The 23827-nt window shown below is 64.3% G+C and carries 22 protein-coding genes; 15 read left to right on the top strand and 7 right to left on the bottom strand.

From position 1 onward, the window contains the following. Window positions 1-326 precede the first annotated feature (326 nt). The 9 genes from ACT5M9_RS12815 (at window position 327) to malZ (ending at window position 8885) form a co-directional block, all read left to right on the top strand. Entirely contained in the window at window positions 327-713 is a 387-nt protein-coding gene (locus ACT5M9_RS12815) for a TraR/DksA family transcriptional regulator (protein ID WP_438551442.1), read from the top strand. A gap of 130 nt (window positions 714-843) precedes the next feature. Then, window positions 844-1719, top strand: a complete 876-nt coding sequence (locus tag ACT5M9_RS12810) for a hypothetical protein (protein WP_457982571.1) — start codon at window positions 844-846, stop codon at window positions 1717-1719. A 109-nt stretch (window positions 1720-1828) separates the two neighbouring features. Next, on the top strand, window positions 1829-2275 hold the full coding sequence (locus tag ACT5M9_RS12805) for an Mpo1 family 2-hydroxy fatty acid dioxygenase (RefSeq protein ID WP_457982572.1): 447 nt from the start codon (window positions 1829-1831) through the stop codon (window positions 2273-2275). Between the two features lie 16 nt (window positions 2276-2291). Beyond that, entirely contained in the window at window positions 2292-2759 is a 468-nt protein-coding gene (locus tag ACT5M9_RS12800) for a CreA family protein (RefSeq protein WP_438551439.1), read from the top strand. 77 nt (window positions 2760-2836) lie between these two features. Further along, a complete protein-coding gene (locus ACT5M9_RS12795; protein WP_457982574.1) occupies window positions 2837-3826 on the top strand; it encodes a 2-hydroxyacid dehydrogenase in 990 nt (329 codons plus the stop codon). Window positions 3827-3915: 89 nt separating this feature from the next. Further along, window positions 3916-5277: a molecular chaperone gene (yegD, locus tag ACT5M9_RS12790; protein WP_457982575.1), complete on the top strand. Its 1362-nt coding sequence runs from the start codon at window positions 3916-3918 to the stop codon at window positions 5275-5277. Window positions 5278-5587: 310 nt separating this feature from the next. Beyond that, complete coding sequence (locus tag ACT5M9_RS12785) at window positions 5588-6007, top strand: META domain-containing protein (protein WP_457982576.1); 420 nt, start codon at window positions 5588-5590, stop codon at window positions 6005-6007. Between the two features lie 80 nt (window positions 6008-6087). Beyond that, entirely contained in the window at window positions 6088-6936 is an 849-nt protein-coding gene (locus ACT5M9_RS12780; RefSeq protein WP_457982578.1) for an HDOD domain-containing protein, read from the top strand. A gap of 119 nt (window positions 6937-7055) precedes the next feature. Then, window positions 7056-8885, top strand: coding sequence for a maltodextrin glucosidase (gene malZ, locus ACT5M9_RS12775; RefSeq protein ID WP_457982579.1), 1830 nt, complete (start codon window positions 7056-7058; stop codon window positions 8883-8885). 152 nt (window positions 8886-9037) lie between these two features. On the opposite strand, the gene ACT5M9_RS12770 is transcribed toward malZ, so the two are convergent. Together ACT5M9_RS12770 and ACT5M9_RS12765 are read right to left on the bottom strand one after the other, a co-directional pair. Then, a complete protein-coding gene (locus ACT5M9_RS12770; protein ID WP_457982580.1) occupies window positions 9038-9571 on the bottom strand; it encodes a cobalamin adenosyltransferase family protein in 534 nt (177 codons plus the stop codon). A 91-nt stretch (window positions 9572-9662) separates the two neighbouring features. Next, on the bottom strand, window positions 9663-10781 hold the full coding sequence (locus tag ACT5M9_RS12765; protein WP_457982655.1) for a DUF5610 domain-containing protein: 1119 nt from the start codon (window positions 10779-10781) through the stop codon (window positions 9663-9665). A 169-nt stretch (window positions 10782-10950) separates the two neighbouring features. Between ACT5M9_RS12765 and trmA the strand changes: the two genes are divergently transcribed. The 5 genes from trmA (at window position 10951) to ACT5M9_RS12740 (ending at window position 14995) form a co-directional block, all read left to right on the top strand. Next, the gene (gene trmA, locus ACT5M9_RS12760) at window positions 10951-12057 is read left to right on the top strand and encodes a tRNA (uridine(54)-C5)-methyltransferase TrmA (RefSeq protein ID WP_457982582.1); all 1107 of its coding nucleotides are present in this window, start codon (window positions 10951-10953) and stop codon (window positions 12055-12057) included. Between the two features lie 210 nt (window positions 12058-12267). Next, the gene (gene rstA, locus ACT5M9_RS12755; protein WP_457982584.1) at window positions 12268-12975 is read left to right on the top strand and encodes a two-component system response regulator RstA; all 708 of its coding nucleotides are present in this window, start codon (window positions 12268-12270) and stop codon (window positions 12973-12975) included. Window positions 12976-13069: 94 nt separating this feature from the next. Beyond that, window positions 13070-14395, top strand: a complete 1326-nt coding sequence (rstB, locus tag ACT5M9_RS12750; protein ID WP_457982585.1) for a two-component system sensor histidine kinase RstB — start codon at window positions 13070-13072, stop codon at window positions 14393-14395. 54 nt (window positions 14396-14449) lie between these two features. Beyond that, on the top strand, window positions 14450-14626 hold the full coding sequence (locus tag ACT5M9_RS12745) for a hypothetical protein (RefSeq protein ID WP_457982587.1): 177 nt from the start codon (window positions 14450-14452) through the stop codon (window positions 14624-14626). A 180-nt stretch (window positions 14627-14806) separates the two neighbouring features. Beyond that, the gene (locus tag ACT5M9_RS12740) at window positions 14807-14995 is read left to right on the top strand and encodes a hypothetical protein (RefSeq protein WP_457982589.1); all 189 of its coding nucleotides are present in this window, start codon (window positions 14807-14809) and stop codon (window positions 14993-14995) included. 80 nt (window positions 14996-15075) lie between these two features. Here ACT5M9_RS12740 and ACT5M9_RS12735 read toward each other — a convergent pair whose 3' ends face one another. The 3 genes from ACT5M9_RS12735 to rpmE form a co-directional block, all read right to left on the bottom strand. After that, entirely contained in the window at window positions 15076-16320 is a 1245-nt protein-coding gene (locus ACT5M9_RS12735) for a malic enzyme-like NAD(P)-binding protein (protein ID WP_457982590.1), read from the bottom strand. A 178-nt stretch (window positions 16321-16498) separates the two neighbouring features. After that, window positions 16499-17932 (bottom strand): DUF2867 domain-containing protein, encoded by a 1434-nt coding sequence (locus tag ACT5M9_RS12730; RefSeq protein WP_457982591.1) that lies wholly within the window; start codon window positions 17930-17932, stop codon window positions 16499-16501. A 163-nt stretch (window positions 17933-18095) separates the two neighbouring features. Beyond that, window positions 18096-18311, bottom strand: a complete 216-nt coding sequence (rpmE, locus tag ACT5M9_RS12725) for a 50S ribosomal protein L31 (protein WP_005340673.1) — start codon at window positions 18309-18311, stop codon at window positions 18096-18098. Between the two features lie 146 nt (window positions 18312-18457). Here rpmE and priA point away from each other — a divergent pair, with 146 nt between their 5' ends. Further along, on the top strand, window positions 18458-20665 hold the full coding sequence (gene priA, locus ACT5M9_RS12720; protein ID WP_457982592.1) for a primosomal protein N': 2208 nt from the start codon (window positions 18458-18460) through the stop codon (window positions 20663-20665). A gap of 140 nt (window positions 20666-20805) precedes the next feature. Here the strand turns inward: priA and ompA are convergent, their stop codons facing one another. After that, window positions 20806-21927: a porin OmpA gene (gene ompA, locus ACT5M9_RS12715; protein WP_457982594.1), complete on the bottom strand. Its 1122-nt coding sequence runs from the start codon at window positions 21925-21927 to the stop codon at window positions 20806-20808. A gap of 364 nt (window positions 21928-22291) precedes the next feature. Next, window positions 22292-23827: a threonine ammonia-lyase, biosynthetic gene (gene ilvA / locus ACT5M9_RS12710; protein WP_457982596.1), complete on the bottom strand. Its 1536-nt coding sequence runs from the start codon at window positions 23825-23827 to the stop codon at window positions 22292-22294.

Genomic DNA, 23827 nt, shown 5'->3' with positions numbered 1-23827 from the left:
TAAACAACGGCCTATATAATGACCACGCCGACACCAAATACTAAACACCTTGTATCACGATCAGCCCACTGCAAAGGGGATGCCAACGACCGCCATTCCGGCACGGGTTCTCAGTCATACCTTGTCAGATGAGGACCATTTCTTTGCAAGGGCGCACAATCCTTATCCGATATGCTTTGCATGCCTGCATTTTTTTGGTACAAGGCCCGCCCTGATTTGCACTCTCCTGCATGGATTTGGTGCAAATCGGGATACAAGGGCTTGGTCTGCAGGCAGACAGCCCCCATAAATGGGAAAAATTGGGAAACTGACTGGTAGAAAACCATATGTGTGATTTCATGACTGAAGACCAACTGACCTTCTACAAGGGTCAGATCGAGCGCCAAATCATCGAGCTCGAGGAGCGTCTCAACTCTCAAGCCAGCCAGGCCATCGCCACCGATACCAACGAGATGGCCGATGAGATCGACCGTGCCAGCATCGAGGAGGCCCGCCGTCTGGAGCTGAACCGCATCGAGCACGACAAGCTGCACCTGCGCAAGCTGAAAGGGGCGTTGAAACGCATCAACGAAGGGGACTTTGGCTACTGCGAATCCTGCGGTGACGAGATCTCTCTCAAGCGGTTGCAGGCCCGTCCTGAATCCCGCTTCTGCGTCGAGTGTCAGAGCACCAAGGAATTCAACGATACCCACGTGTTCCGCCGGGTCGCCTGACTCGGCCTGACGCCGCCCGGCGCATCGGGATGCGGGCGGCGCCACCGGCTCACTCACGGCTACACAGCCAGAGCGTGGCAAGTTCTGTTAGACTCCGGGCAAGTCTTGGAATCTAACAGGAGCGCAGAGAGTGAAATGGCTCATCAGGCTGTGTTTGTGCCTGCCACTGCTGGCACAAGCACAGACTCTCACCGTCAAGGTCCCCAGCCGACCGATCAACCACCTCGATAACGAATATCAGCTCAAGTTGCTGGAGCTGGCGCTCACCCGTGCCGGTCAGCCGTTCAAGCTGGAACAGGTCGAGCTCAACCTCAACCAGTTCAGCCTGCAGCAGGAGCTCAGCAAGGGCAAGAACATCAATGTGTACTGGATGGGGACGTCCAGCACCCTCGAATCCTCCCTCATCCCTGTACCCATCCCGCTGTTCCGTGGCTTGGAAGGGCTGCGACTCTCCTTCATCCACGCCGATGCCCAGGAGAAGTTCAACCAGGTCAGCGGCCTCGCCGACCTCAAGAAGCTGAAGGCGGCGCAAGGTGTCGGCTGGGCCGACAACAAGATCCTGGAGCTGGCGGGCATCCCCACCTATGCCGGCCGCTACAGCAACCTGTTCCGCATCATCAACGACGGCGACAAGCTCGACTTCTTCCCCCGCAATGTGGTGGAGATCTTCGCCGAGCGCGCCGAGCTGAGCGCCCAGTATCCCAACCTCGCCATCGAGCAGCACCTGCTGCTGCGCTACCCCTTCGCGGAATTCTTCTTCGTCAGCCCCGAATATCCCAAGCTGGCCAAGGCGATCCAGACCGGGCTCGAGCGCGCCTACGCCGACGGCAGCTTCATGCGGTTCTTCCGCGAGAATCCCAAGATCCGCGAGGCCCTGGCCAGCGCCAATCTGGATGGCCGCCTCACCATACCCCTGACCAACCCGGACATGACCCCCCTGCTCAGGAGCATCCCGGCACAGTACTGGGACTATCCACCGGTGCAGGAGGCGCAGCCCGCCCCCTGAGAGCGCAAGCCGCCCCCTCGATGACCCGGTCGAGAGGCACACCGTCAGGCAAGCGAGCCGTCCGGGATGGACGGCAAACCGGTTTCACCCACAGCACCAGGGAGGTGCCATGAAACGACTCGAACAATGGTTCAGCGACTACGGCCAGAGCCACCGCCACCCGGTCAACATCGCCATCCACAAGGTGGCGGTACCCGGCATCTATCTGTGCGGGCTGGCCCTGCTCTGGTGCCTGCCTAATGGGCCCCTGCCCCCTGGCATCAACTGGGCCATGGTGGCGGCCGTGCCCGTGCTGCTGTTCTACCTGCGTCTCTCGCCCCCCCTGTGCCTCGGCATGACGGTGCTCACCGGCCTCGGCCTGCTGGCCTGCCAGTGGTGGCAGGGGCCCCTTCTGCTGCCGGCGCTCATCGGCTTCGTGCTACTCTGGGTCGCCCAGTTTGTCGGCCACCGGATCGAGGGCAAACGCCCCTCCTTCCTCGCCGACCTGCAATTCCTGCTGATCGGTCCCGCCTGGGTGCTGGCCAGCCTCTATCGTCGCTTGGGCCTCCCTTACTGAGGCCAGGAGAAACCCCATGTCCTACTCACGCCCCCTGCCCCTGTTGCTGACCGCCCTGCTCGCCGCCCCCGCCCTCGCGGACAAGGCCGATCCCATCGGCGAGGTGAGCACCGCCTTCAAGCTGGTCGGGCCGAATCACAAGATAGTGATAGAGGCGTTCGACGATCCCAAGATCGCCGGCATCGCCTGCTACCTGGCACGCCCCAAGACCGGCGGCGTCAAGGGCGGGCTCGGGCTGGCGGAGGATCCTTCCCACGCGTCCCTCTCCTGCCACCAGACGGGCCCCATCACCCTGCCCGCCAAGCTGAAGGCCGGGGAGGAGGTGTTCGACGTCAACACGTCCCTGGTGTTCAAGGAGCAGAAAGTGGTGCGTTTTTACGACGAGAAGCGTAATGCCTTGGTTTATCTGACTTACAGCACCAAATTGGTGGATGGTTCTTATAAAAGCGCCGTCAGCGCGGTTCCCATCATGCCCTGGGGTTAATTCCCCACGATTTATCCCGTGATGAAGGCCAACGGTTGTTGTAATTTAACCACATCGATATCTGCGGAGAGCGCACCATGAAAGTCGCCGTTTTCAGTACCAAGAGCTATGACAAGGAACACTTCCATCAGGCCAACAGCCAGTACGGCTTCGAACTGGAGTTCTTCGACGTGCGGCTGGAGGCCAAGACCGCCCGTCTCGCCCACCACTTCCCCGTGGTCTGCCTGTTCGTCAACGACGATGCCGACCGGGAGGTGCTGACCGAGCTGGCCGCCAACGGCACCAAGGTGATCGCCCTGCGCTGTGCCGGTTACAACAACGTGGATCTGGTCGCCGCCAAGGAGCTGGGGCTCAAGGTGGTGCGGGTCCCCGCCTACTCCCCGGAGGCGGTGGCCGAGCACGCGGTGGGGCTGATGATGACCCTCAACCGCCGCATCCATAAGGCTTATCAGCGCACCCGTGATGCCAACTTCTCCCTCGAGGGCCTGGTCGGCTTCAACATGCACGGTCGCACCGCCGGCATCATAGGCACCGGCAAGATCGGCATCGCCACCCTGCGTATCCTCAAGGGCTTCGGCATGCGCCTGCTGGTGAGCGACCCCTATCCGAACCAGGCGGCCATCGATCTCGGCGCCGAGTACGTGGATCTCGACACCCTGTTCCGCCAGTCCGACGTCATCAGCCTGCACTGCCCCCTGTTCAAGGAGAACTACCACCTGCTGAACAAGGAGGCCTTCGCCAAGATGAAGGACGGGGTGATGATCATCAACACCAGCCGCGGCGGCCTGCTCGACTCCAACGCCGCCATCGAGGCCCTCAAGACCACCCGCATCGGCGCCCTGGGGCTGGACGTCTACGAGGAGGAAGAAGATCTCTTCTTCGAGGACAAGTCCAACGAGGTGATCACCGACGATGTCTTCCGCCGCCTCTCCGCCTGCCACAACGTGCTGTTCACCGGTCACCAGGCCTTCCTGACCCGGGAGGCGCTGCACGCCATCGCCGACACCACCCTCAGCAACATCCAGGCCATCGAGCGCCAGGGCCACAGCGACAACGAAGTGGAATAAAGCGCCCGCCATTCAGCCGCGCCGGGTTGTGAGACCCGGCGCCTTCGGGTAGGCTACCAGCCCTTTTTTGAACAGGAGCCTGGCCGCCCATGTTTATCGGATTTGATTACGGTACCTCCAACTGCGCCGTCGCCGTGATGGAACAAGGCAGCCCCCGGCTGCTGACCCTGTCAGGCTCCCGCTACCTCCCCTCCACCCTGCACGCCCCCCACAGGGACGCCATCGCCGGCCTGCTGGCGGAGCGGCTGACCCCTGCCCGGCAGACGGAATACCTCAAGCTGCGCGGCCCCGTGGTGCCCCGGGCCCAGGCGGTACGCCGCCAGATGCGCGAAGAAGGACTGATCGACGAGCTCAGCTTCGGCAATGCGGCCCTCGAGCGCTATCTGGAGGAGCCGGACGACGGCTACTACATCAAGTCGCCGAAATCCTTCCTCGGTGCCTATGGCCTCAAGGCCCCCCAGATCGCCCTGTTCGAGGACATTGTCTGCGCCATGATGCTGCAGGTACGCGAGGAGGCGGAGCAGCAGCTCGGCCAGCCGGTGCGCGGCGCCGTCATCGGTCGTCCGGTCAACTTCCAGGGGCTGGCTGGGGAGGAGAGCAACCGTCAGGCCATCGCCATCCTGACCGAGGCGGCTCGCCTCGCCGGCTTCGAGCAGGTGGAGTTCCTGTATGAACCCGTGGCAGCCGGCTTCGAATTCGAGGCACGTCTGACCGAGGATGCCGTGGTGCTGGTGGTGGACATCGGCGGCGGCACCACGGACTGCTCCATGCTGCGCATGGGCCCGAGCCACCGAGATCAGCTGGATCGCGGCGGCGACCTGCTCAGCCACAGCGGTCAGCGCATCGGCGGCAACGACTTCGACATCCGGCTGACGGTGGAGGGCATGATGCCGCTGCTCGGCATGCACGAGACCCTCAAGACCGGCAAGCCCCTGCCCCACCCCCTGTTCTGGGATGCGGCCGCCATCAACGACGTCAGCGCCCAGAGCCGCTTCTATAGCCTGGATACCGCCCGCCAGCTCCAAGACTTGCAGCTCGACAGCCAGCCCGGCAGCAAGCTCGCCCGCCTCGCGAGCCTGCGGGCCCACAAGCTGAGCCACCAGCTGGTGTGGCGCGCCGAGCAGGGCAAGATCGCCCTCTCCGACCACGAGCTCAACCAGCAATCCCTGAGCGAGCTGGAGAAGGGGCTGGCGGCCGAGCTCAACCGCGGTCAGTTGGCCTCCGCCTCGGCCCCCTTGCTGGAGAAGATCGGCGAGCTGATGGATGAGGCCATCACCGCCGCCGGCGTGCAGCCGGATCGGGTCTTCATCACCGGCGGCAGCGCCAAGTCTCCCCTCATCAAAGACTTCATCCGCCAGAAGCTCCCAGCCATCCCTCTGGAAGGGGGAGATGACTTCGGCTCGGTAGCGTCCGGCCTCGCCCGCTACGCCGAGCGGCTGTTCGCAAACTGATCCCTGATACGCCAGAAGCTCCCCCCAATCTCCCGCTGGAAGGGGGGGACGACTTCGGCTCTGTGGCCTCGGGCCTCGCCCGCTACGCCGAGCGGTTGTTCGCCGGCGCATAAGCAGCAGTCTGAGGACAAAGGGGCCACATTGTGGCCCCTTTTTGCTGACGGCGAGCCTCGGCCGGGGCAGGTGTTGCCATTTGCCGACACCCCTCCCAGCCAAAGGGCGACAGAAGCGGTCGGTGCCCCCCTTGTCCGCCCTGCCCCGGGGCCCCCGGTGAAGGTATGCTTGTCACTCCCATCACCGGAGCCCTGCAATGCCCAGAATGTTGTTACTCCTGCTCGCCCTGCTTCTGCTCAGCGCCTGCAGCAGTACGCCTCGCTTCGCCCAGCAAGATTTGCAGCACCATCACTGGGTGCTCGACAAGCTGGATGGCCAACCCGTGGCCAACGGCCCGGACAACCGCCCCGATATCGAGATTGGCGAACACTTCACCGTCAACGGCATCGCCGGTTGCAACCGCTACTTCGGCCAGGGCAACCTCGAGGGGAACAGATTCTGGGTCAGCAGCCTGGGCAGCACCGCCATGGCCTGCCAGCCGCAGCTCGATCTGGTCGAGCAGGCGGTCCTCGCCACCCTGATGGAAGGATCTACCCTGAGTGGCGACACGGAGACGCTGATCTTGAAGGGAAAACGGCACCGTTTGGAATACAAGCTGCGGGACTGGGTGTTCTAGGAGCGTCCCCGGCTCACGAAATCTGCACCCTCACAGGAACAACTGACCAGGCTGTGGCACAATATGAGGCACTGTTCGCAATGGAGGCTGCCTCAGCCATGTCGATGGATCGCCTGTTTGACAAGATCAAACAACTGCCCACAATCCCCAAGCTGCTGCACGAGCTGATGCAGAGCTTCAGCGACGAGAATGCCCGCATCGACGAGATCGCGGCCAAGATCGCCATGGACCAGGTGATCAGCGTCAAGGTGCTGCGCATGGCCAACTCGGCCGCCCTGCGCCGGGGCAATGAGGTCACCTCCATCGAACAGGCGGTGATCCGGCTCGGCTTCAACCGGTTGCGTTCCGTGGTGGTCGCCTCCGGCATCATCAGCAGCTTCAAGGCGCCCCCCAGCTTCGACAAACACCATTTCTGGACCCAGACCTTCCAGGTCGCCACCATAGCCCGCACCCTGGCCCAGCAGACCAGGGTCGTGGATGCGGAGACCGCCTTCACCTGCGCCCTCATCCACAACATCGGCGAGCTCTTGATCCAGAGCACCCTGCCGGAAGAGGCCGAGCTCATCAGCCTGGCCATCGAGAAGGGCAGCAGCCGGGTCGAGGCCCAGCGGGAGATGCTGGGCTACGACTATGCCCAGCTCGGCGCCGAACTGGCGCGGCGCTGGAACCTGTCGGAATCCTTCGTCGATGCCATCGCCCAGCAGTTGGATCCCCTCTCCCATCAGCCGGTCAGCAAGGAGGCCGTGCTGATCCGGCTCGCCGTCTTCGTCTCCTTCGCCTGGCATGCCGGGGTGCCGGCCCAGGCCATCATCAGCCGCTTCCCCAAGCCGCTGGCCAATGAGCTGGGACTGGATCCCGCCACCCTGGCGGATCAGCTCGAACAGCTCCATGAACAGGGCAACGCCCTGGCCGATCTGCTGACCCAGTAGACTCACGCCCGGTCGACCAGAGCGGACAGGAGCCTTGTCCCATTCCGGCCGGCCGGCACACACACAAGATCACGAACGGGGTAATATCCCCCTGGCCAACCTTTGACGCAGTAGAGACCATGACCCATCCCTTCCTGTTTCATCCCCAGGTGGCACCCTGGTTCAAAGAGAGTGCCGACGCCCTGCAGCTCACCCTGTTCAGCGAGCTGGACGCCCCCATCCGGGAGGTGTGGCTGCGCCACGAGCCGGACAACGAAGAGTACCTGCTGGCCATGCGCCCGGTCTCGACCCGTGACAGGCTGCAGGTGTGGCAGGTCGAGCTGCCCCTCCTCAGGGGCCAGGAGATCCACCTCTACTGCTTCAAGTGCATCACCGACGAGGAGCAATGGTGGCTGCACGGGGCCGGCGTCAGCGCCGCCATGCCGCCACGGGAGCAGCATTTCCGCTTCAACAGCCGCCATCAGCCGCCGGCCTGGGTGCAGGATCAGGTGTTCTACCAGATCTTCCCCGACCGCTTCTGCAACGGCGACCCGTCTTTAAGCGTGCGTCACCACGAATACGAATACAGGGGCAAGGCCGTCATCAGCAAGGCCTGGGGCGAGCCGGTCAGCCGCCACGACGAGGGGCACGGTGCCTGTGAGTTCTACGGTGGGGATCTGGCGGGAATAGACGCCAAGCTGCACTACCTGCAGTCCCTCGGCATCACGGCGCTCTACCTCAACCCCATCTTCGACTCGCCGAGCAACCACAAGTACGACACCCAGGATTACTTCAAGGTGGACGCCCACCTCGGCACCAACGAGCAGTTCGCCGAGCTGACCCGCAACCTGCACCAGCGCGGCATGAAGATCATCTTGGATGCCGTGGTCAACCACACCTCCACCGAGCACCCCTGGTTCTGCCCGCCGCTCGGCGCCCAGCAGAATCCGGACTCCCCCTGGCGCAGTTTCTACACCTTCGATAAAGAGGGGGATTATGTCAGCTGGAAGGGGATCCGCAGCTTGCCCAAGCTGGACTTCTCCAGCGAGCAGGTGCAAGACGCCGTCTATCGCGCCGATAACGCCATCCTGCGCTACTGGATGCGGGCCCCCTACCAGATCGACGGCTGGCGCTTCGACGTCATCCACATGCTGGGGGAGCGGGGCTCGGCCATCGGTAACAGCGGCCATGTGCGCGCCATCCGCGGCGCCGTGAAGCAGGAGAACCCGGACGCCTACGTGCTCGGCGAACACTTCTTCGAGGCGAGCCAGTGGCTGCAAGGAGATCAGGAGGACGGCGCCATGAACTACTACGGCTTCGCCCACCCCATCCGCGCCTTCCTGGCGGGGCAGGACATCGCCTACCACCCCATCAAGATCAGCGCCGAGGAGCTGGACCGCTGGCTCAAGCTGGCGCGGGCCCATATCCCGTTCAAGAACCAGCTGGCCCAGTTCAACCTGCTGGACAGCCACGACACCGCCCGCTTCCTGCACCTGCTGGGAGAGGACAAGCAGCGCATGCGCCTCGCCGCCACCCTGCTCATCACCTATATCGGCGTGCCCTCCATCTACTACGGTGACGAGGTGGGGCTCTCCGGCGGCAACGATCCGGACTGCCGCCGCTGCTTCCCCTGGGAAACCACCGACTGGGATCACGTGCTGCACGATCACTACCGCCGCCTGATCCAGCTGCGCCGCCAGCGCCCGGCCCTGCGCCGGGGGGACATCCAGACCCTCTACGCCGGCCCCCACAGCTATGTGTTCGCCCGCACCCTGCAAAGTGATCAGGTGGTGGTGGCCTGCAACCGCCACCCCACGGAGCCGCGCACCATCAGCCTGCCCCTGTGGCAGACCGCCAGCCCCGCCAGCCGCTTCACCGACGCCTTCAACGGCGACAAGTTCGAGGTGGTGCAGGGGGAGGTGCAGCTCACCATACCGGCCAACTCGGCCAGGGTGCTGCTGTCGAGCTGAGGGTTGTGACCATAAAAAACCGGAGCCTGGGCTCCGGTTTTTTTATTTGGCATCGTCGGCAGTGATACACACTGCCTCAGCATCATTCCACTGCGCAATGACACTACCTTGTGTGAATTAGCATCAAGAATAGCCCACCACAACCACCTAAATCAGTAGTTGATGCTGATGTAAGGCACTTCCGGCACGTCCCAGTGCAGCTTGAGGAAGACGGTCAGCACGAAGAAGAAGTTCGCCAGCAGGTTCGCGAAGCGGTAGAGGATGGGATCGAAGCGCACCCCGCTCTCCTCGAGACGCACCAGCAGCCGCACCACCTTCTTGCTGCCGCAGCGGCACAGGTGCAGGGTGGGGATGGGCTGGGGCCCCTGGGGCAGCACGAAGCCGGTCACCCGGCCGCGGCTCGCCTCGTTGTAGTGGTCATAGCGCCCCTTCAGCCAGTCCAGGTCTGCCTCGAAGATGCCGAGCCGGCCACGCACCGAGCCGTTCAGGTTGTAGATGAGCCGCTGCAGAGTCGCCAGATCCGCCGCCATCTCGCGGGTCTCGGCCTCGGCGGGCAGCGCGGCGAGCACGGCCCCCACCTGGCAGCAGAGCTCGTCGGTGGCGATCTCGTAGTCGCACTGGAACTGGGTCTCGAAGATGAAGGGGTAGCAGAGCTCGCGCTTGTCTCTTGGCTTCTTGGGGTTCATGGCCGCATCTGGTCAGGGAAAAGGGCAGTGTGCCAGCCCGGCCATTGTCTAGCAAACAGGGCTGGCAAACCGCTCAAGTCATGGTTTGGCGTCAGACCTGGCCGAGCAGGCGCGCGGCCTCCAGCATCCGCTGGTTGAAGCCCATAAAGCCGGCACCCTGTCCATCGGTCTGGCCCCGTGCCGCCAGCACCGCGGGGGTGAGAGCCTGCTGCTGGGATTCCGGCAGCAGGGCATCGGCCTGCTGCTGCCACTGGCCGAGCCTCGGCAGGTAGTCCGCCAGGGGCTTGAGGCTCTCCTGCAAAGAGTGGGCCCCCTGATAGGTCTGGCTGAGGCGGGCCGACTGCCTGAGCTTGAGGGAGTAGGACGCCAGCTGGCTGTCATCCAGCGGCAAGCCGCTCAGCTTGTCCTCCAGGGTCTGGCCGTCTGCGCCGAAGAACTTGCCCGCCAGTTCGTCCAGCCCCTTCACCAGCCGGCCCATGGCCTCTATCTCGTCGCCGTCGAGCTCCCCTTCAAGGGAAAAATCGAAGCCCTGACTCGACTTCAGGCTGAGCTGGCTCCCCCCTTCCTCGCTCTGGGACTTGAACTGCCAGCTGTCGCTGAAGCGCAGTATCACCTTGTCACCGTCCCGCGTCTCGATCTCCAGGGCCCCCTGACGGCGGCTCGCCATCTCGGCATCCCCGAGTTCGGTGGGGGAGAGCTGGCCGAAGAACTCCTTCTCGAAGGACGCCAACCCCTCCTGGATCAGCTTGTAGCTCTGATCCATGCCGGTCTTGATGTCCTCGTTGTCCGCCCAGCTGCCGAGCTGCTCCCTGGCGCCGCCAAAGCCCATGTCCACCCCCTTGCGGGCCTGGGCCATCATCTCGGCCAGATCCTCGTCGCTCTTGCCGTCCGCCCGCGCCGCCCCCAGCCGCCCGGTGACGAACTGCAGCACGTTGTCCGCCACCGACTGGTAGTCGAACAGGGTCTCCGGGGTGATCGCCTCCGGTGGCTCCAGCTTGAACTCCTGGCTCTTGGGGGCCTGATAGTGCTGGCCGTTGATCTTCAGGGCGAACTGCAACGCCTGCTCAATCAGCCGCTGGGCCCATTTCGGCGGCTGGTTGAGGGAGACCTGATCCCCCTCCTCCGCCGGTTTGTTCTGGACCGTCTGAGCTGCCTTGGGGGAGGTGCCCACTCCCTTGGGTTGGGTCGCGCCCACGCCATCGATCTGCATCATTCTTCCTCCCGCCAATAGTGGTGGATCGGTTATCGGCCCGACTGGATACTTCTTGACCATAAAAACTTGGAGAATCTGCGGCCGCCTCTTACAATCTTGCCCCTTTGGTTGGCCAAGGCCTTCCCCCGGTTTTCACCCGGCTTTGCCCGGCGCATGCGAGGTATCCATGACTCAATCCCAGCGAACTCCTGCTGACTACCAGGCCCAGCTCGACGAGAAGAGCGTCCGTCTCACCGGATTGTTCGCAGGCTTCAACCCGCCGGCCCTGGAAGTGCACGCCTCCCCCGCCGAGCACTACCGGATGCGGGCGGAGTTTCGCATCTGGCACGAGGGGGATGACCTCTTCCACTGCATGTATGCCCCGGCCACCAAGGAGATCATCCGGGTCGACCAGTTCCCCACCGCCAGCCTGCTCATCAACCACCTGATGCCGGTACTCCTCGAGGGGCTGCGCCCGCACCCGGTGCTGCGCCGCAAACTGTTCCAGATCGACTACCTCTCCACCCAGTCCGGCCAGATCTGCGTGAGCCTGCTCTACCACCGCAAGCTGGAAGCCGAGTGGCTGCAGGCCGCCGAGGCCCTGCAGGCCGATCTGCGGGCCCTGGGCTTCCATCTGCAACTGATCGGTCGCGCCCACAAGCAGAAGATCTGCCTGGGGGAGGAGTTCGTCATCGAGCGGTTGAATGTGCAGGGGCGCGAGCTGGTCTACAAGCAGGTGGAGAACAGCTTCACCCAGCCCAATGCCGCCATCAACGAACAGATGCTGGGTTGGGCGCTGGACGTGACTCGGGGCAGCGAGGGGGATCTGCTGGAGCTCTACTGCGGCAACGGCAACTTCTCCATCGCCCTGGCCCGGAACTTCCGCAAGGTGCTGGCCACCGAGATCGCCAAGCCGAGCGTGGACTCCGCCCAGTTCAACATCGCTGCGAACGGGGTGGATAATCTCATCATACTGCGCATGTCCGCCGAGGAGTTCACCCTGGCCATGCGCGGCGAGCGGGAGTTCAACCGCCTCAAGGGGGTGGAGCTCAAGAGCTACCAGTGCAACACCATCTTCGTGGATCCCCCCCGCGCCGGGCTGGACGATGCGACCGTCAAACTGGTGCAGGAGTACGACAACATCCTCTACATCTCCTGCAACCCTGAGACCCTGCAGGCCAACATGGCGGTGCTCGGCGAGACCCACGAGATCGCCCGCTTCGCCCTGTTCGACCAGTTCCCCTGGACCCACCATATGGAGGCCGGGGTCTATCTGAAACGCAAGGCGGGTTAACTTCTTCCCCTCATCCCCAGCCCTTCTCCCGCCAGAGGAGAGGGGCGCCAAGGGAGTCTAGCCAGGGGTGGGAATACCGCCGACAAGCTCGCCAGCATAACGACAGGGCCCTTGGGCCCTGTCCGATTATTTAACCCTGTGCATGTGGCAACGGGAGCCGTTATGCTGGCGGCACTCGCATTCGCGCCATTGCCGGGGTGCCACGCCACCATGCCACGCGTTCTCTTTGTTGAAGATGATCCCGAAATAGGCCAGCTCATAAGTAGCTGGCTCGGCCGCCACGATATGGAAGTCCTGTTGGAGACCCGGGGGGACAGGGCGCTGGCCCGCGTCGAGGCGGAGCAGCCGGATCTGGTGCTGCTGGACATCATGCTGCCGGGTCAGGATGGCCTCTCCCTGTGCCGGGATCTCCGCCCACGCTTTGCCGGCCCCATCGTCATGCTCACCTCCCTCGATAGCGACATGAACCAGATCCTGAGCCTGGAGCTCGGTGCCAACGACTATATCCTCAAGACCACGCCGCCCCCTGTGCTGCTGGCCCGACTGCGGGTCCAGTTCCGCCAACAGGGCCAGGCACCACAATCGGCCCCTGTCAGCCCGCCCCCCCAGCGCCTGCAGTTCGGCCGCCTGCAGATAGACGGCCCGGGGCGGGACGTGCGTCTCGAGGGCCACAGCATCCCCCTCTCCACCGCCGACTTCGATCTGCTGTGGGAGCTCGCCTGCCATGCCGGCCAGATCTTGGGGCGGGAGGTGCTGTTTCGCAGCCTGCGGGGCCGTGACTACGACGGCCAGGATCGCAGCATGGACGTGGCCATCTCCCGCCTGCGCCGCAAGCTGGGGGACGATCCCAACAACCCCAGCCGGATCAAGACGGTACGTCAGAAGGGTTATCTGCTGGTGCCCCAGGCCTGGGAGTAGACCGGCAACGGGTCTTTAGATGCCACGCAGGCCAAAAGGTCAGCATAGAAAGTAAGGATGCCGTCATCGATCCATCGCCAGAGGAAGAGACCCCATGCGTCGCCTGTTTATCCAGTTCTACCTCCTGCTGATCGGCTGCTTCGGCCTCGCCATCCTGCTGATCGGCCTGGTCTATCAGGTCAGCGCCGAGCGGGCGGGGGATCGCTATCTGGAGCACATGATGCAAGGCTCCCTCGGCCTGCTCACCGGCGAGCTGGCGCGGCTACCGCCTGAACGCTGGCCCGCCCGCATGGGAGAGCAGAGCCGTCAGCTCAACCTGCCGCTGCAGGCCGGGACCCTCACCAGCCAGCCCCTGGCCCGCGAAGATCAGGCCTTCCTCGAGGCGGGCAACATCGTCATCGTCGAGGAGGACGACACCTTCCTGCAGCGCATCCCGGGCACGGATCAGGTGCTGATCGTCGGCCCCGTCCCCTATCTCTCCTACCTGCACGAGCTGCACTGGGTGGACGTGGGGCTGCTGCTGCTCATCGGCCTCTCCCTCGGTCTGCCTATCCTGCTCTGGCTGAGACCCCACTGGCGCGGCCTGCAACAGCTGGAGCAGACCGCCAGAAGGGTCGGCGACGGGGATCTCTCCAGCCGCACCGGTCTACCCGCCAGCAGCAGCCTGGCCAGGGTCGGTCGCACCTTCGATCAGATGGCGGAGCAGTTGCAGGCCATGCTGGCGAGCCGCAAACAGCTGACGGACGCCATCGCCCACGAGCTGCGTACCCCTTTGGTGAGGCTGAGATACCGGCTCGCCATGCTGGAGCCCCAGCCGGGCGAGGCGGACAGGCAGGGGCTGGAACGGGATCTCGGCGTGCTGGATGCCCTCATCGAGGAGATGCTCACCTATGCGCGCCTCGATCGCCCCGAACTGCCCCTGCAGTGCAGCGATCTGGAGCTGGGTGGCTGGGCGGCGGAGCACCTGGCCGACTGGCAGGCCCTGCGGCCGGAGAAGCAGCTCGAGTTCGTTCCCCCCGCCAGCCCCCTGCCCTGGCGCGGGGATGCCCGTCTGCTGGCCCGGGCGCTGGAGAACCTTATCGGCAACGCCCTGCGTCACGCCGCCAGTCGGGTGACCCTGAGCATGGAGCAACAGCAGGAACAGTATCTGCTGACGGTGAGCGACGACGGCCCCGGCATAGATCCGGCGCTGGCCCCCCAGATCTTCGAGCCCTTCGTGCGCCTCGACCAGAGCCGGGACAGACGCACCGGCGGGGCCGGGCTCGGGCTCGCCATAGTGCGCAGTATCGCCCGCCACCACGGCGGCGAGGTGCAGCTCCTGCCCAGCGAAACGGGGGTCCGCTTCTGCCTGGCCCTGCCCGTACATTTGGATACAAGCCGTCACCAGCCACTCACTGAAGCCGGGGCCGAGTCCCCCTAGGATGAAGCCATGGAGAAACGCTCCATGTCATCAACCCGAATGAGGAACTGGAATATGAACAAGCTGATCCCCCTGAGCCTGGCCGCTGTCTTCGCCCTGACCTCCGGCTTCACCATGGCTGCCACCCCGACCAAGGCCGCCGCCCCCAAGGCCACCCAGACCAAGGTCGTGAAGAAGCATCACAAGAACACCAAGGCGCCTGCCGTCAAGGTGGCCCCCAAGACCAAATGACGGTCGCACAAGCTCCCAGGAAGGGGTCCGTCAGGACCCCTTCTTCTTTTGGTTTCTCCGCCCGCTGGTGTCGTACATCCGGATACAAACCGTCACCAGCCGCTCACGGAAGCGCTTCCTGCCTTGCCTTAGGATGAAGTCATGGAGAGACGCTCCATAACATCCAACGAGGTAGTGAATATGAACAAGCTGATCCCCCTGAGCCTTGCCGCCGTCTTCGCCCTGACCTCCGGCTTCACCATGGCCGCCACCCCGACCCAGGCTGCCGCCCCCCACGCCACCCAGACCAAGGTGGTGAAGAAACACCACAAGGCGACCCACGCCAAGGCCGCCCCCAGCGCCAAGAAGGCCACTCCCAAGAGCGCCTGATCCCATCAGCAACCGCCAATGAAAAGGGGCCCCATCGCGGGGCCCCTTCTGTTTTCATCGGCTCAGCGCCAAGCCTGGGCTCAGCCCTGCATATAGTCCGCCGGCAGAGCGATGCGCGCCACCCCGGACTCCACGGCGGCCAACGCCACGGCGCGGGCCACCCGCGGCAGCAGGCGGGCATCCATCGGCTTGGGAATAACGTAATCCTTGCCAAAGTGCAGCTCGCTCACCCCGGCGGCGGTCAGCACCTCGGCGGGCACGGGTTCTTTCACCAGGGCACGGATGGCCTCCACCGCCGCCACCTTCATGGCATCGTTGATGCGGCTGGCGCGGGCGTCCAGGGCGCCGCGGAAGATGAAGGGGAAGCAGATGACGTTGTTGATCTGGTTCGGATAGTCGGAACGGCCCGTGCCCATGATGAGATCGTCGCGCACGGCGTGGGCCAGGGCGGGCTTGATCTCGGGGTCCGGGTTGGAGCAGGCGAAGATCACCGGATTGGGAGCCATCAGGGCCACCGCCTCGGGGGGCAGCACGTCCGGGCCCGAGACGCCGACGAACACGTCCGCCCCCTCGATGACATCCATCAGGGTGCGCAACGGGGTGTCGTTGGCGAAACGCTGCTTGTACTGGTTCAGGTCGGTGCGGCCGCGGTGGATCACCCCCTGACGGTCCAGCATGAAGATCTGCTGTGGCTGGGCGCCACAGGTGATCAGCAGATCCATACAGGCGGTGGCGGCGGCGCCGGCCCCCATGCAGACGATGCTGCTCTGCTCGATGCGCTTGCCCTGCACCTCCAGGGCGTTGAGCAGGCCGGCGGCGGTGACGATGGCGGTGCCATGCTGATCATCGTGGAAGACCGGGATGTCGCAGCGCTCGATCAGCGCCTGCTCTATCTCGAAGCACTCAGGCGCCTTGATGTCTTCCAGGTTGATGCCACCGAAGGTATCGGCGATGGCCGCGACCGTGTCGATGAACTGGGCGCTGGTCTCGTGCTTCACCTCGATGTCGATGGCGTCGATGCCGGCGAAACGCTTGAACAGCAGGGCCTTGCCCTCCATCACCGGCTTGGAGGCCAGCGGCCCCAGGTTGCCCAGCCCCAGGATGGCGGTGCCGTTGGATATCACGGCCACCAGGTTGCCCTTGCCGGTATAACGATAGGCGTCATCCGGATTGGCGGCGATCTCGCGCACCGGCTCGGCCACCCCCGGACTGTAGGCCAGCGCCAGATCGCGGGCGGTCTCGGCGGGCTTGGTGAGGGCGATGGCAATCTTGCCGGGAATGGGTTGAGCGTGGTAATCGAGCGCTTCTTGACGCAGATCGGACATGGGGAACCCCGATACGGAAGTGAATGTGGTGGTGCATGACTCGCCAGGGGCGAGGGCCCGGGATCATAAAGAAAAGCGACGCCCTTTCACAGCATAAACTATCGCCCCTCTCTACTGACAAGCCGGTTTTCAGCATGTCACACCACCCAATAATACCTATTTAGTTATAGATATGGTTTCAATCCATCACGGGTATACCGGCCCTCTGCTCCGCCTGGCGGGCGATCGCCTCCGTCATGCCCTGGAAGATGAAGAGGTGGAACGGCAGCATGGCGAGCCAGTAGGCCAGTCCCCAGGCTCCCTGCGGGTGCCAGTGGGCCGTCACCCTCAGCTGGGTCAGACCGGACTCCAGCGGCTGGATGTTGAACTCGAGCCGCCCCACACCGGGAGCCTTCATGTTGAACAGCAGATCCAGCCTGCGCCCCTCGTCCACTCCCAGGATCTGCCAGGAGTCCAGCATGTCCCCCTTCACGAAGCGATCGGGATTGGTGCGCCCCCGGGTCAGGGCCGGGCCGCCGATCAGGTGATCCATCCATTCCCGCACCACCCAGAGCTCGTTCATGTAGAAGTAGCGCTGCTCGCCCCCGAGCTGCTGCAACACCTGCCACACCACCTCGGGGGAGGCGAGACACACCGCCTCCCCGCTCGCGGTGCGATCGTAGAAGCCGTATTCCGGGTGGCGCCAACGCAGGCCGAGCGGCGTCTCCTCCCCCTGCTGCTCGGCACCCAGCTTCTGCTCCAGCGCCAGGCTCTCGGTCAGCGCCTCATCGAAGCTGAGCAGGGGCTGGGGCAACAGGGCCCGCAGCGGGCCGTCGTCCGCCGGGATGTCGTGCTTGAGCCCCCCCACCAGCGCCTTGGCCACCGGTTGGGGCACAGAGGTGGCGAACTGCAGCCACCAGGCGGACAGACGCGGGCTCAGGAAGGGGAGCGGAATGATGGGGCAACGCTTGCCGATATGGGCGGCGAACTTCTGCAACTGCTGCTGGTAGCTGAGGAGCTCGGGGCCGGCGGCGTTGAACACCTGGCCGTCCACCCCCTCTGCCTCCACCAGCCCCACCAGGTAGTGCAGCAGGTTGGAGAGGGCGATGGGCGGGGTACGGGAGCGCACCCACTTGGGGGTGACCATCATGGGCAGGTTGAACACCAGATCCCGCATCACCTCGAAAGCGGCCGAGCCCGGGCCTATGATGATGCCGGCTCTTAGCTCCACCGTGGGTACTCCGGCTTCTCGAAACAGCTCCCCGCAGTGGCGGCGGGAGTTGAGGTGGCGGCTGTTGCAGGGGTGAGGCTGGATGGCACCGAGATAGATGATGCGTCTCACCCCGGCGGCGCGGGCGGCGGCGGCGAAGTTCTTCACCCCCTGCTGCTCCAGCCGGTGAAAGCCGGCGCCGGCCCCCATGGCGTGCACCAGATAGAAGACGGTATCGACCCCGGCCAGGGCGGGCAGCAGGGTAATGGGCTTGAGGCTATCGGCGAGGCGAAACTCCACCCCCTCCGGCAGACGGCAGGAGTGCCTGGCCCCGGCGATCACCCGGTAACCCAGCCCCTGCAGGTGGGGTACCAGATAAGATCCTATGTAGCCCGCCGCTCCCATCACCAGACAATCACGCATTTGCACACTCCCCGTATTTCCCATTGACCACCCCTCATTCTTCCTTCTCCCGCAAGGGGAGGAGGGAGAGTCCCACCATAGGACAAAGCGGGGCAATACAGAACGCCGAGCAACAAAAAAGGCGCCCATTGGGCGCCTTTTTCAGAATGCTTTAGAAGTATGATTACTTCTTGGTGGTCATCGCACCGAAACGCTTGTTGAACTTGTCTACGCGGCCGCCGCTAGAAACTTCTTTCTGCTTGCCGGTATAGAACGGGTGGCACTCGGAGCACACGTCCAGGTTCAGATCTTTACCAATGGTAGAGAAGGTGTTGATGACGTTACCGCAAGAGCACTTGGCGGTGATGGCTACGTAGTCAGGATGGATACCAGCTTTCATGGACAACCTCGATAATAGGCCGTGTCGCCATCCGATCTCTTGTCGGACACCACACGATTGTTGAACACAGTTTCAAAGGCTGCGAATAATATAGGAAATGCCTGAGTTCAGGCAAGTGGCTTCGCAGAAAAAATAGGCAACCTCTGGTGAATTCTTCCCAAATCCTGGATCTGGTTCGTGTCGCTGTACCGGTGCCCCTGCGCCGTCATTTCGACTATCTCTCCCCCCTGCCCTTGCCTGCCCCCGGTTGCCGGGTCGAGATCCCCTTCGGCCCCCAGACCCTGGTCGGTCTGGTGGTGGCACACCCCGCCGAGAGCCAGGTGCCGCGCAGCAAACTCAAGCCCATCAAACGGGTGCTGGACGCAGAACCCGTACTCGGCACGGACATACTGGCGCTGATGGCCTGGAGCGCGAACTACTACCAGCATCCGCTGGGGGAGGTCTTGCCCCACGCCCTGCCGGTGCTGGTGCGCAAGGGGGAACCCGCCGCCTATCGGGAGCTGGAGTTCTGGTTCGCCACCGAGGCAGGGATGGCGATCGATCTCAACGAACTCAAGCGCGCCGCCAAGCAGCAACAGGCCCTCGCCTTCCTGCGCAAGGGGCCCCAGACCCCGTCCGCCCTCAAGCAGGAGGAGATCCAGGGTGCCGCCCTCACCGCCCTAGAGAAGAAGGGCTTGCTGGAGAAGCGCTCGCTGGAGCCGAGCCATGAAGGGGACTGGGCCACCCGTTTCGATGCAGGGGAGGGGCTGCGCCTGAACGGCGAGCAGGCGCTGGCGGTGGCCGCCGTCACCAGCCAGAGCGACAGGTTTGGCGCCTTCCTGCTGGACGGCATCACGGGATCGGGCAAGACAGAGGTCTACCTCAGCATCCTCGAGCCCCTGCTCAAGGCGGGCAAGCAGGCCCTGGTGATGGTGCCGGAGATAGGCCTCACCCCCCAGACCATCAACCGCTTCCGCCGCCGCTTCCAGGTGCCGGTGGTGGCCATGAACTCCGCCATGAACGACAGGGAGCGGCTCGATGCCTGGCTCGCCTGCCGGGACGGGGGCGCAGCCATCCTCATCGGCACCCGCTCCGCCGTGTTCACCCCGTTCAAGAACCTCGGCATCATCATCATCGACGAGGAGCACGACGGCTCCTTCAAGCAGCAGGACGGCTTCCGCTACCACGCCCGGGATCTCGCCGTGATGCGGGCCCACCGCGCCGGCATTCCCATCTTGCTCGGCTCCGCCACCCCCTCCCTGGAGACACTGCACAACGCCCGCAGCGGCAAGTATCACCACCTGCACCTGACGAGGCGCGCCGGCAACGCCCAGACCGCCCGCCAGGTGATCCTGGACATCAAGAACGTACGGCTGCAGGCCGGCCTCTCCCCCCAGCTGGAGCAGCTGATGGCGGAGCACCTTGGGGCGGGCAATCAGGTGATGCTGTTCCTGAACCGCCGCGGCTATGCCCCGGCCCTCATCTGCCACCAGTGCGGTTGGAGCGCCGCCTGCGAGCGCTGCGACGCCTGGTACACCTGGCATCAGGCCGGGCGGCGACTGCACTGCCACCACTGCGACAGCGTCCGGCCCCTGCCCCACCACTGCCCGGAATGCGGCAGCAGCGAGCTGATCGGCTCCGGGGTGGGCACCGAACAGCTGGAGCAGCTGCTCAGCACCCTGTTCCCGCAATATCCCGTGGTGCGCATCGATAGAGACAACACCCGCCGCAAGGGGGAACTGGAGACCCATCTCGGCGACATCAAGGCCGGCAAGTACAAGATCCTCATCGGCACCCAGATGCTGGCCAAGGGCCACCACTTCCCGGATGTGACCCTGGTGGGCCTGCTGGACGTAGATGGCGCCCTGTTCAGCGCCGATTTTCGCGCCGCCGAGAAGCTGGCCCAGCTCTACACCCAGGTCGCAGGCCGGGCCGGGCGCGCCAGCAAACCGGGCCTGGTGGTGCTGCAGAGCCACCATCCGGAGCACGCCCTGCTGCAGGATCTGACCCAGAACGGCTATGGCCACTTCGCCGACACGGCGCTGAAGGAGCGCCGCCTGCTGGGGTTGCCGCCCTTCAGCTATCAGGGGCTGTTCCGGGCCGAGGCCAACGGCCGCGACGAGGTGCAGCTGTTCCTCGGCCGCCTCGCCGACACCCTGCACAGCGCCCGCTACCCCCAGGTGCAGGTGCTGGGACCCATCAGCGGCTTCATGGAGCGCAAGGCGGGCAAGTTCCGCATGCAGTTGCTGGTACAGGGGCCGAACCGGGCCCCCCTGTCCCATCTGCTGGACTGGGCGGTCAAGGAGCTGGACGGCTGGCCGGAGACCAAGAAGGTGCGCTGGAGCCTGGATATCGACCCCACCGAGTTGAACTAGCGATAATAGTGAACACTCGCCATGTCGTGTTTGCTCACTTCTCCCCCTCGCGGGAGAAGTGTTGGGGATGAGGGTGATTGCCCGAAAACAACGAGGGGGCCTTGGCCCCCTCGTTATGTTTACCTCATTACGGCTCCTGCCTATTCGGCAGCCTGGGAGACCCCGGTCAGCCTTACCTCGACCCGGCGATCCGGGGCCAGGCAGGCGATCATCTGGGCCTTGGCCGCATTCGGGCAGCTGCCTCCGGTCACCGGGGAGGACTCACCCCGTCCCTCTGCCCGCACCTTGTCGGCAAACAGCCCCTTGGCGATGAGATAATCCGCCACCGTGCGGGCACGCTGCTCGGACAGGGACTGGTTGTAGGCATCGGAGCCCAGGCGATCGGTGTGACCGATGACGGTGGCGATCCCGTCCTTCGGATTGGCGGCCAGGATCTGGGCGAACAGGTTGTCCAGCGCCTGGCTCGCCTCCTGCTTCAGGGTGGCCCTGTTGAACTCGAACAACACGTCGGAGTCCAGGCTGAACTGCTTCTCCACCAGCACGGGGGCCGGCGCGGGTTCAGGGGCCGGAGTCGGCGCCACCGGCTCGTCACCTATCTGGCCGAAGCGGTAGAGCATGCCGACCGACAGCAGGCCGTTGTCCATTTCTATGCCGGACTCCCCGGGGGAGGTCTTGCCAAGAGGGGTGGTGTACTGATACTCGAAGCGGGCGGCCCAATCCTTGTCGATGGCGTATTCAACCCCGAGCGCGCCCACGAAGGCGGCCCCGTGGTAGTTGCCGCTGTTCGACTCCGACAGGGAATTGACGCCGTCCCGGTACCAGGCGTTGATGGAACTGTCGGTCCAGGCGTAGGCGCCCCCCAGGCGGCCATAGATGTCCAGGGCCGAGGTCGCGGGCAGGATGATCCTCATGGTGGCCTGCACCATCTGGGCCTTGGCCTCACCCTCCAGTCCGGAATCTATGCCATTGCCCGTATAGTGTCTGTCCACCTCGTACTTGCCGAGCCAGTCATAGCCCAGCTCGACGGCCAGGTTGCGATTGATCTGATAGCCCGCGAAGGCCCCCAGCCCCAGATCGTCGCTGTTTTCGTTCACCCTGGCGGCATCCAGCATATTCTCGATCTGGGAGTCGTAATCCACCCCGTAGTAGTTGGGCCAGCCAGCCTTGCCGCCGACATACCAGGTGTTGTCCTGGGCGGCGGCCGACGCCGCCCCCGATGCCATCAGACCGCCGATGAGGGCGGCGAGCATAGACTTGTTCATGATGAGCCCCTGCAATGAATTGTTATGACGCTGGATGCGCCTCTCTTCCCTGACGGGGCCCCGAACGCAAGCCCCGCGCCCAGATTATCCCATCTGTGACCAGCCTCAAATGACCAGGGACTCAGGAGTGTGATATTGGCGACATTATCGACCCACACAAGCCCCTTTCCCCGTACCGCCCATAAAAAACGAAGGGCAAAGCCCTTCGTTTTCAGACGGTTGCCAGCAACCAAGTCTAGCTCGCCAGGAACAACCGTGCAGATGGGATCCTCGTTCATCTCCTGCCAACCATCGCCGACCTCGTGCAACGCACCATAAAAAACCGGAGAGCGAGGCTCTCCGGTCGTGGATCAGGGCTAGGCGTTCAGTCCCTCCGACTCTCGCTTGCCAGGAATAACCTGTAGGCGGGATCCTCGCTCACCTCCTTCCAGCCGTACCCCAGCTCGTGCAGGTAGTCGTGGAAGGCGGCCACGTCCTCGTCCGGCAGTTCGAAGGCGCAGAGCACCCGGCCATAGTCGGCGCCGTGGTTGCGGTAGTGGAACAGGCTGATGTTCCAGCGACAGCCGAGGGTCTCCAGGAAGCGCATCAGGGCCCCCGGTTGCTCCGGGAACTTGAAGCTGTAGAGCCTCTCGCCCAGCGGCCGCGCCGGGCGGCCGCCAATCATGTAGCGCACGTGATTCTTGGCCAGCTCGCTCTCGGTCATGTTGACCACGGGGTAGCCGTTGCCGCCGAGCTGATCGATGATCTGGCCCAGCTCCTCGTCACCGCCGGTGAGGCGCACCGAGACGAACAGCGAGGCCTGTTCGGCGTCCGCGTAACGATAGTTGAACTCGGTCACCATGCGAGGCCCGAGCTGGCGGCAGAAGTCGAGGAAGGCCCCCTTGCGCTCGGGGATGGTCACCGCCAGCATGCCCTCGCGCTTCTCGCCGATCTCGCAGCGCTCCGACACGTAGCGCAGGCTGTGGAAGTTGACGTTGGCGCCGGACAGGATGGCCGCCATGCGCCCGCCCTTGACCTGCTCCCGCTCGCTGTAGGCCTTGAGCCCCGCCAGGGACAGGGCACCCGACGGCTCGGCGATAGCGCGGCAGTCGTCAAAGATGTCCTTGAGGGCCGCGCAGATCTGGTCGTTGGAGACGGTCACTACCTCGTCCAGATACTGGTTGCACAGGCGGAAGGTCTCCTCACCGATGCGCTTGACCGCCACTCCGTCCGCAAACAGGGAGACCCGATCCAGATTGACCGGCTCACCGGCCGCCAGCGCCGCCTTGAGGCAGGCGGAGCCCTCCGCCTCCACCCCGATCACCTTCACATCCGGCAGCAGCTGCTTGATGTAGACCGCCACCCCGGCGGCCAGGCCGCCACCCCCCACCGGCACGAACACATGGGTGAGATGGGTATCCTGCTCCAGCAGCTCCTTGCCTATGGTGCCCTGGCCCGCGATCACCTCGACGTCGTCGAACGGCGGGATCAGGGTATAACCCTCGCTCTCGGCGAGGCGGCGGCTCTCGCCGTAGGCCTCGTCGAAGCTGTTGCCAAACAGCAGCACGTTGCCGCCCTGGCGGCGCACCGCGTCGATCTTGATGTCCGGGGTGGTGGTGGGCATCACTATGATGGCCTTGATGCCGAGCTTGGCCGCCGACAGGGCGACCCCCTGGGCGTGGTTGCCGGCGGAGGCGGCGATAACGCCGCGCTCCTTCTGCTCCTGGGTCAGGGTCGCGATCTTGTGATAGGCACCTCGCAGCTTGAAGGAGTGCACCGGTTGCAGGTCCTCCCGCTTGAGGGCTACGTGATTGCCGAGCCGTTCGGACAATTTCTTGAGGGTTTGCAGCGGTGTCACTCGCGCCGCCTCATAGACGGGGGAGAGCAACACCTTGCGTAGATAATCCGCCGCAGAGACCAT

Source organism: Aeromonas sp. AE23HZ002T15 (assembly GCF_054165525.2).
Note: the sequence above shows the minus strand (reverse complement) of the source record. Positions and strands in the feature narration are given on the sequence as shown.

Bases quoted from the DNA above. Each gene is read 5' to 3' on its own strand.
- ACT5M9_RS12815 (WP_438551442.1), top strand. From the start codon at position 327: ATGTGTGATTTCATGACTGAAGACCAACTGACCTTCTACAAGGGTCAG.
- ACT5M9_RS12805 (WP_457982572.1), top strand. From the start codon at position 1,829: ATGAAACGACTCGAACAATGGTTCAGCGACTACGGCCAGAGCCACCGC.
- ACT5M9_RS12800 (WP_438551439.1), top strand. From the start codon at position 2,292: ATGTCCTACTCACGCCCCCTGCCCCTGTTGCTGACCGCCCTGCTCGCC.
- ACT5M9_RS12795 (WP_457982574.1), top strand. From the start codon at position 2,837: ATGAAAGTCGCCGTTTTCAGTACCAAGAGCTATGACAAGGAACACTTC.
- yegD (WP_457982575.1), top strand. From the start codon at position 3,916: ATGTTTATCGGATTTGATTACGGTACCTCCAACTGCGCCGTCGCCGTG.
- ACT5M9_RS12785 (WP_457982576.1), top strand. From the start codon at position 5,588: ATGCCCAGAATGTTGTTACTCCTGCTCGCCCTGCTTCTGCTCAGCGCC.
- ACT5M9_RS12780 (WP_457982578.1), top strand. From the start codon at position 6,088: ATGGAGGCTGCCTCAGCCATGTCGATGGATCGCCTGTTTGACAAGATC.
- malZ (WP_457982579.1), top strand. From the start codon at position 7,056: ATGACCCATCCCTTCCTGTTTCATCCCCAGGTGGCACCCTGGTTCAAA.
- ACT5M9_RS12770 (WP_457982580.1), bottom strand. From the start codon at position 9,571: ATGAACCCCAAGAAGCCAAGAGACAAGCGCGAGCTCTGCTACCCCTTC.
- ACT5M9_RS12765 (WP_457982655.1), bottom strand. From the start codon at position 10,781: ATGCAGATCGATGGCGTGGGCGCGACCCAACCCAAGGGAGTGGGCACC.
- trmA (WP_457982582.1), top strand. From the start codon at position 10,951: ATGACTCAATCCCAGCGAACTCCTGCTGACTACCAGGCCCAGCTCGAC.
- rstA (WP_457982584.1), top strand. From the start codon at position 12,268: ATGCCACGCGTTCTCTTTGTTGAAGATGATCCCGAAATAGGCCAGCTC.
- rstB (WP_457982585.1), top strand. From the start codon at position 13,070: ATGCGTCGCCTGTTTATCCAGTTCTACCTCCTGCTGATCGGCTGCTTC.
- ACT5M9_RS12745 (WP_457982587.1), top strand. From the start codon at position 14,450: ATGAACAAGCTGATCCCCCTGAGCCTGGCCGCTGTCTTCGCCCTGACC.
- ACT5M9_RS12740 (WP_457982589.1), top strand. From the start codon at position 14,807: ATGAACAAGCTGATCCCCCTGAGCCTTGCCGCCGTCTTCGCCCTGACC.
- ACT5M9_RS12735 (WP_457982590.1), bottom strand. From the start codon at position 16,320: ATGTCCGATCTGCGTCAAGAAGCGCTCGATTACCACGCTCAACCCATT.
- ACT5M9_RS12730 (WP_457982591.1), bottom strand. From the start codon at position 17,932: ATGCGTGATTGTCTGGTGATGGGAGCGGCGGGCTACATAGGATCTTAT.
- rpmE (WP_005340673.1), bottom strand. From the start codon at position 18,311: ATGAAAGCTGGTATCCATCCTGACTACGTAGCCATCACCGCCAAGTGC.
- ompA (WP_457982594.1), bottom strand. From the start codon at position 21,927: ATGAACAAGTCTATGCTCGCCGCCCTCATCGGCGGTCTGATGGCATCG.
- ilvA (WP_457982596.1), bottom strand. From the start codon at position 23,827: ATGGTCTCTGCGGCGGATTATCTACGCAAGGTGTTGCTCTCCCCCGTC.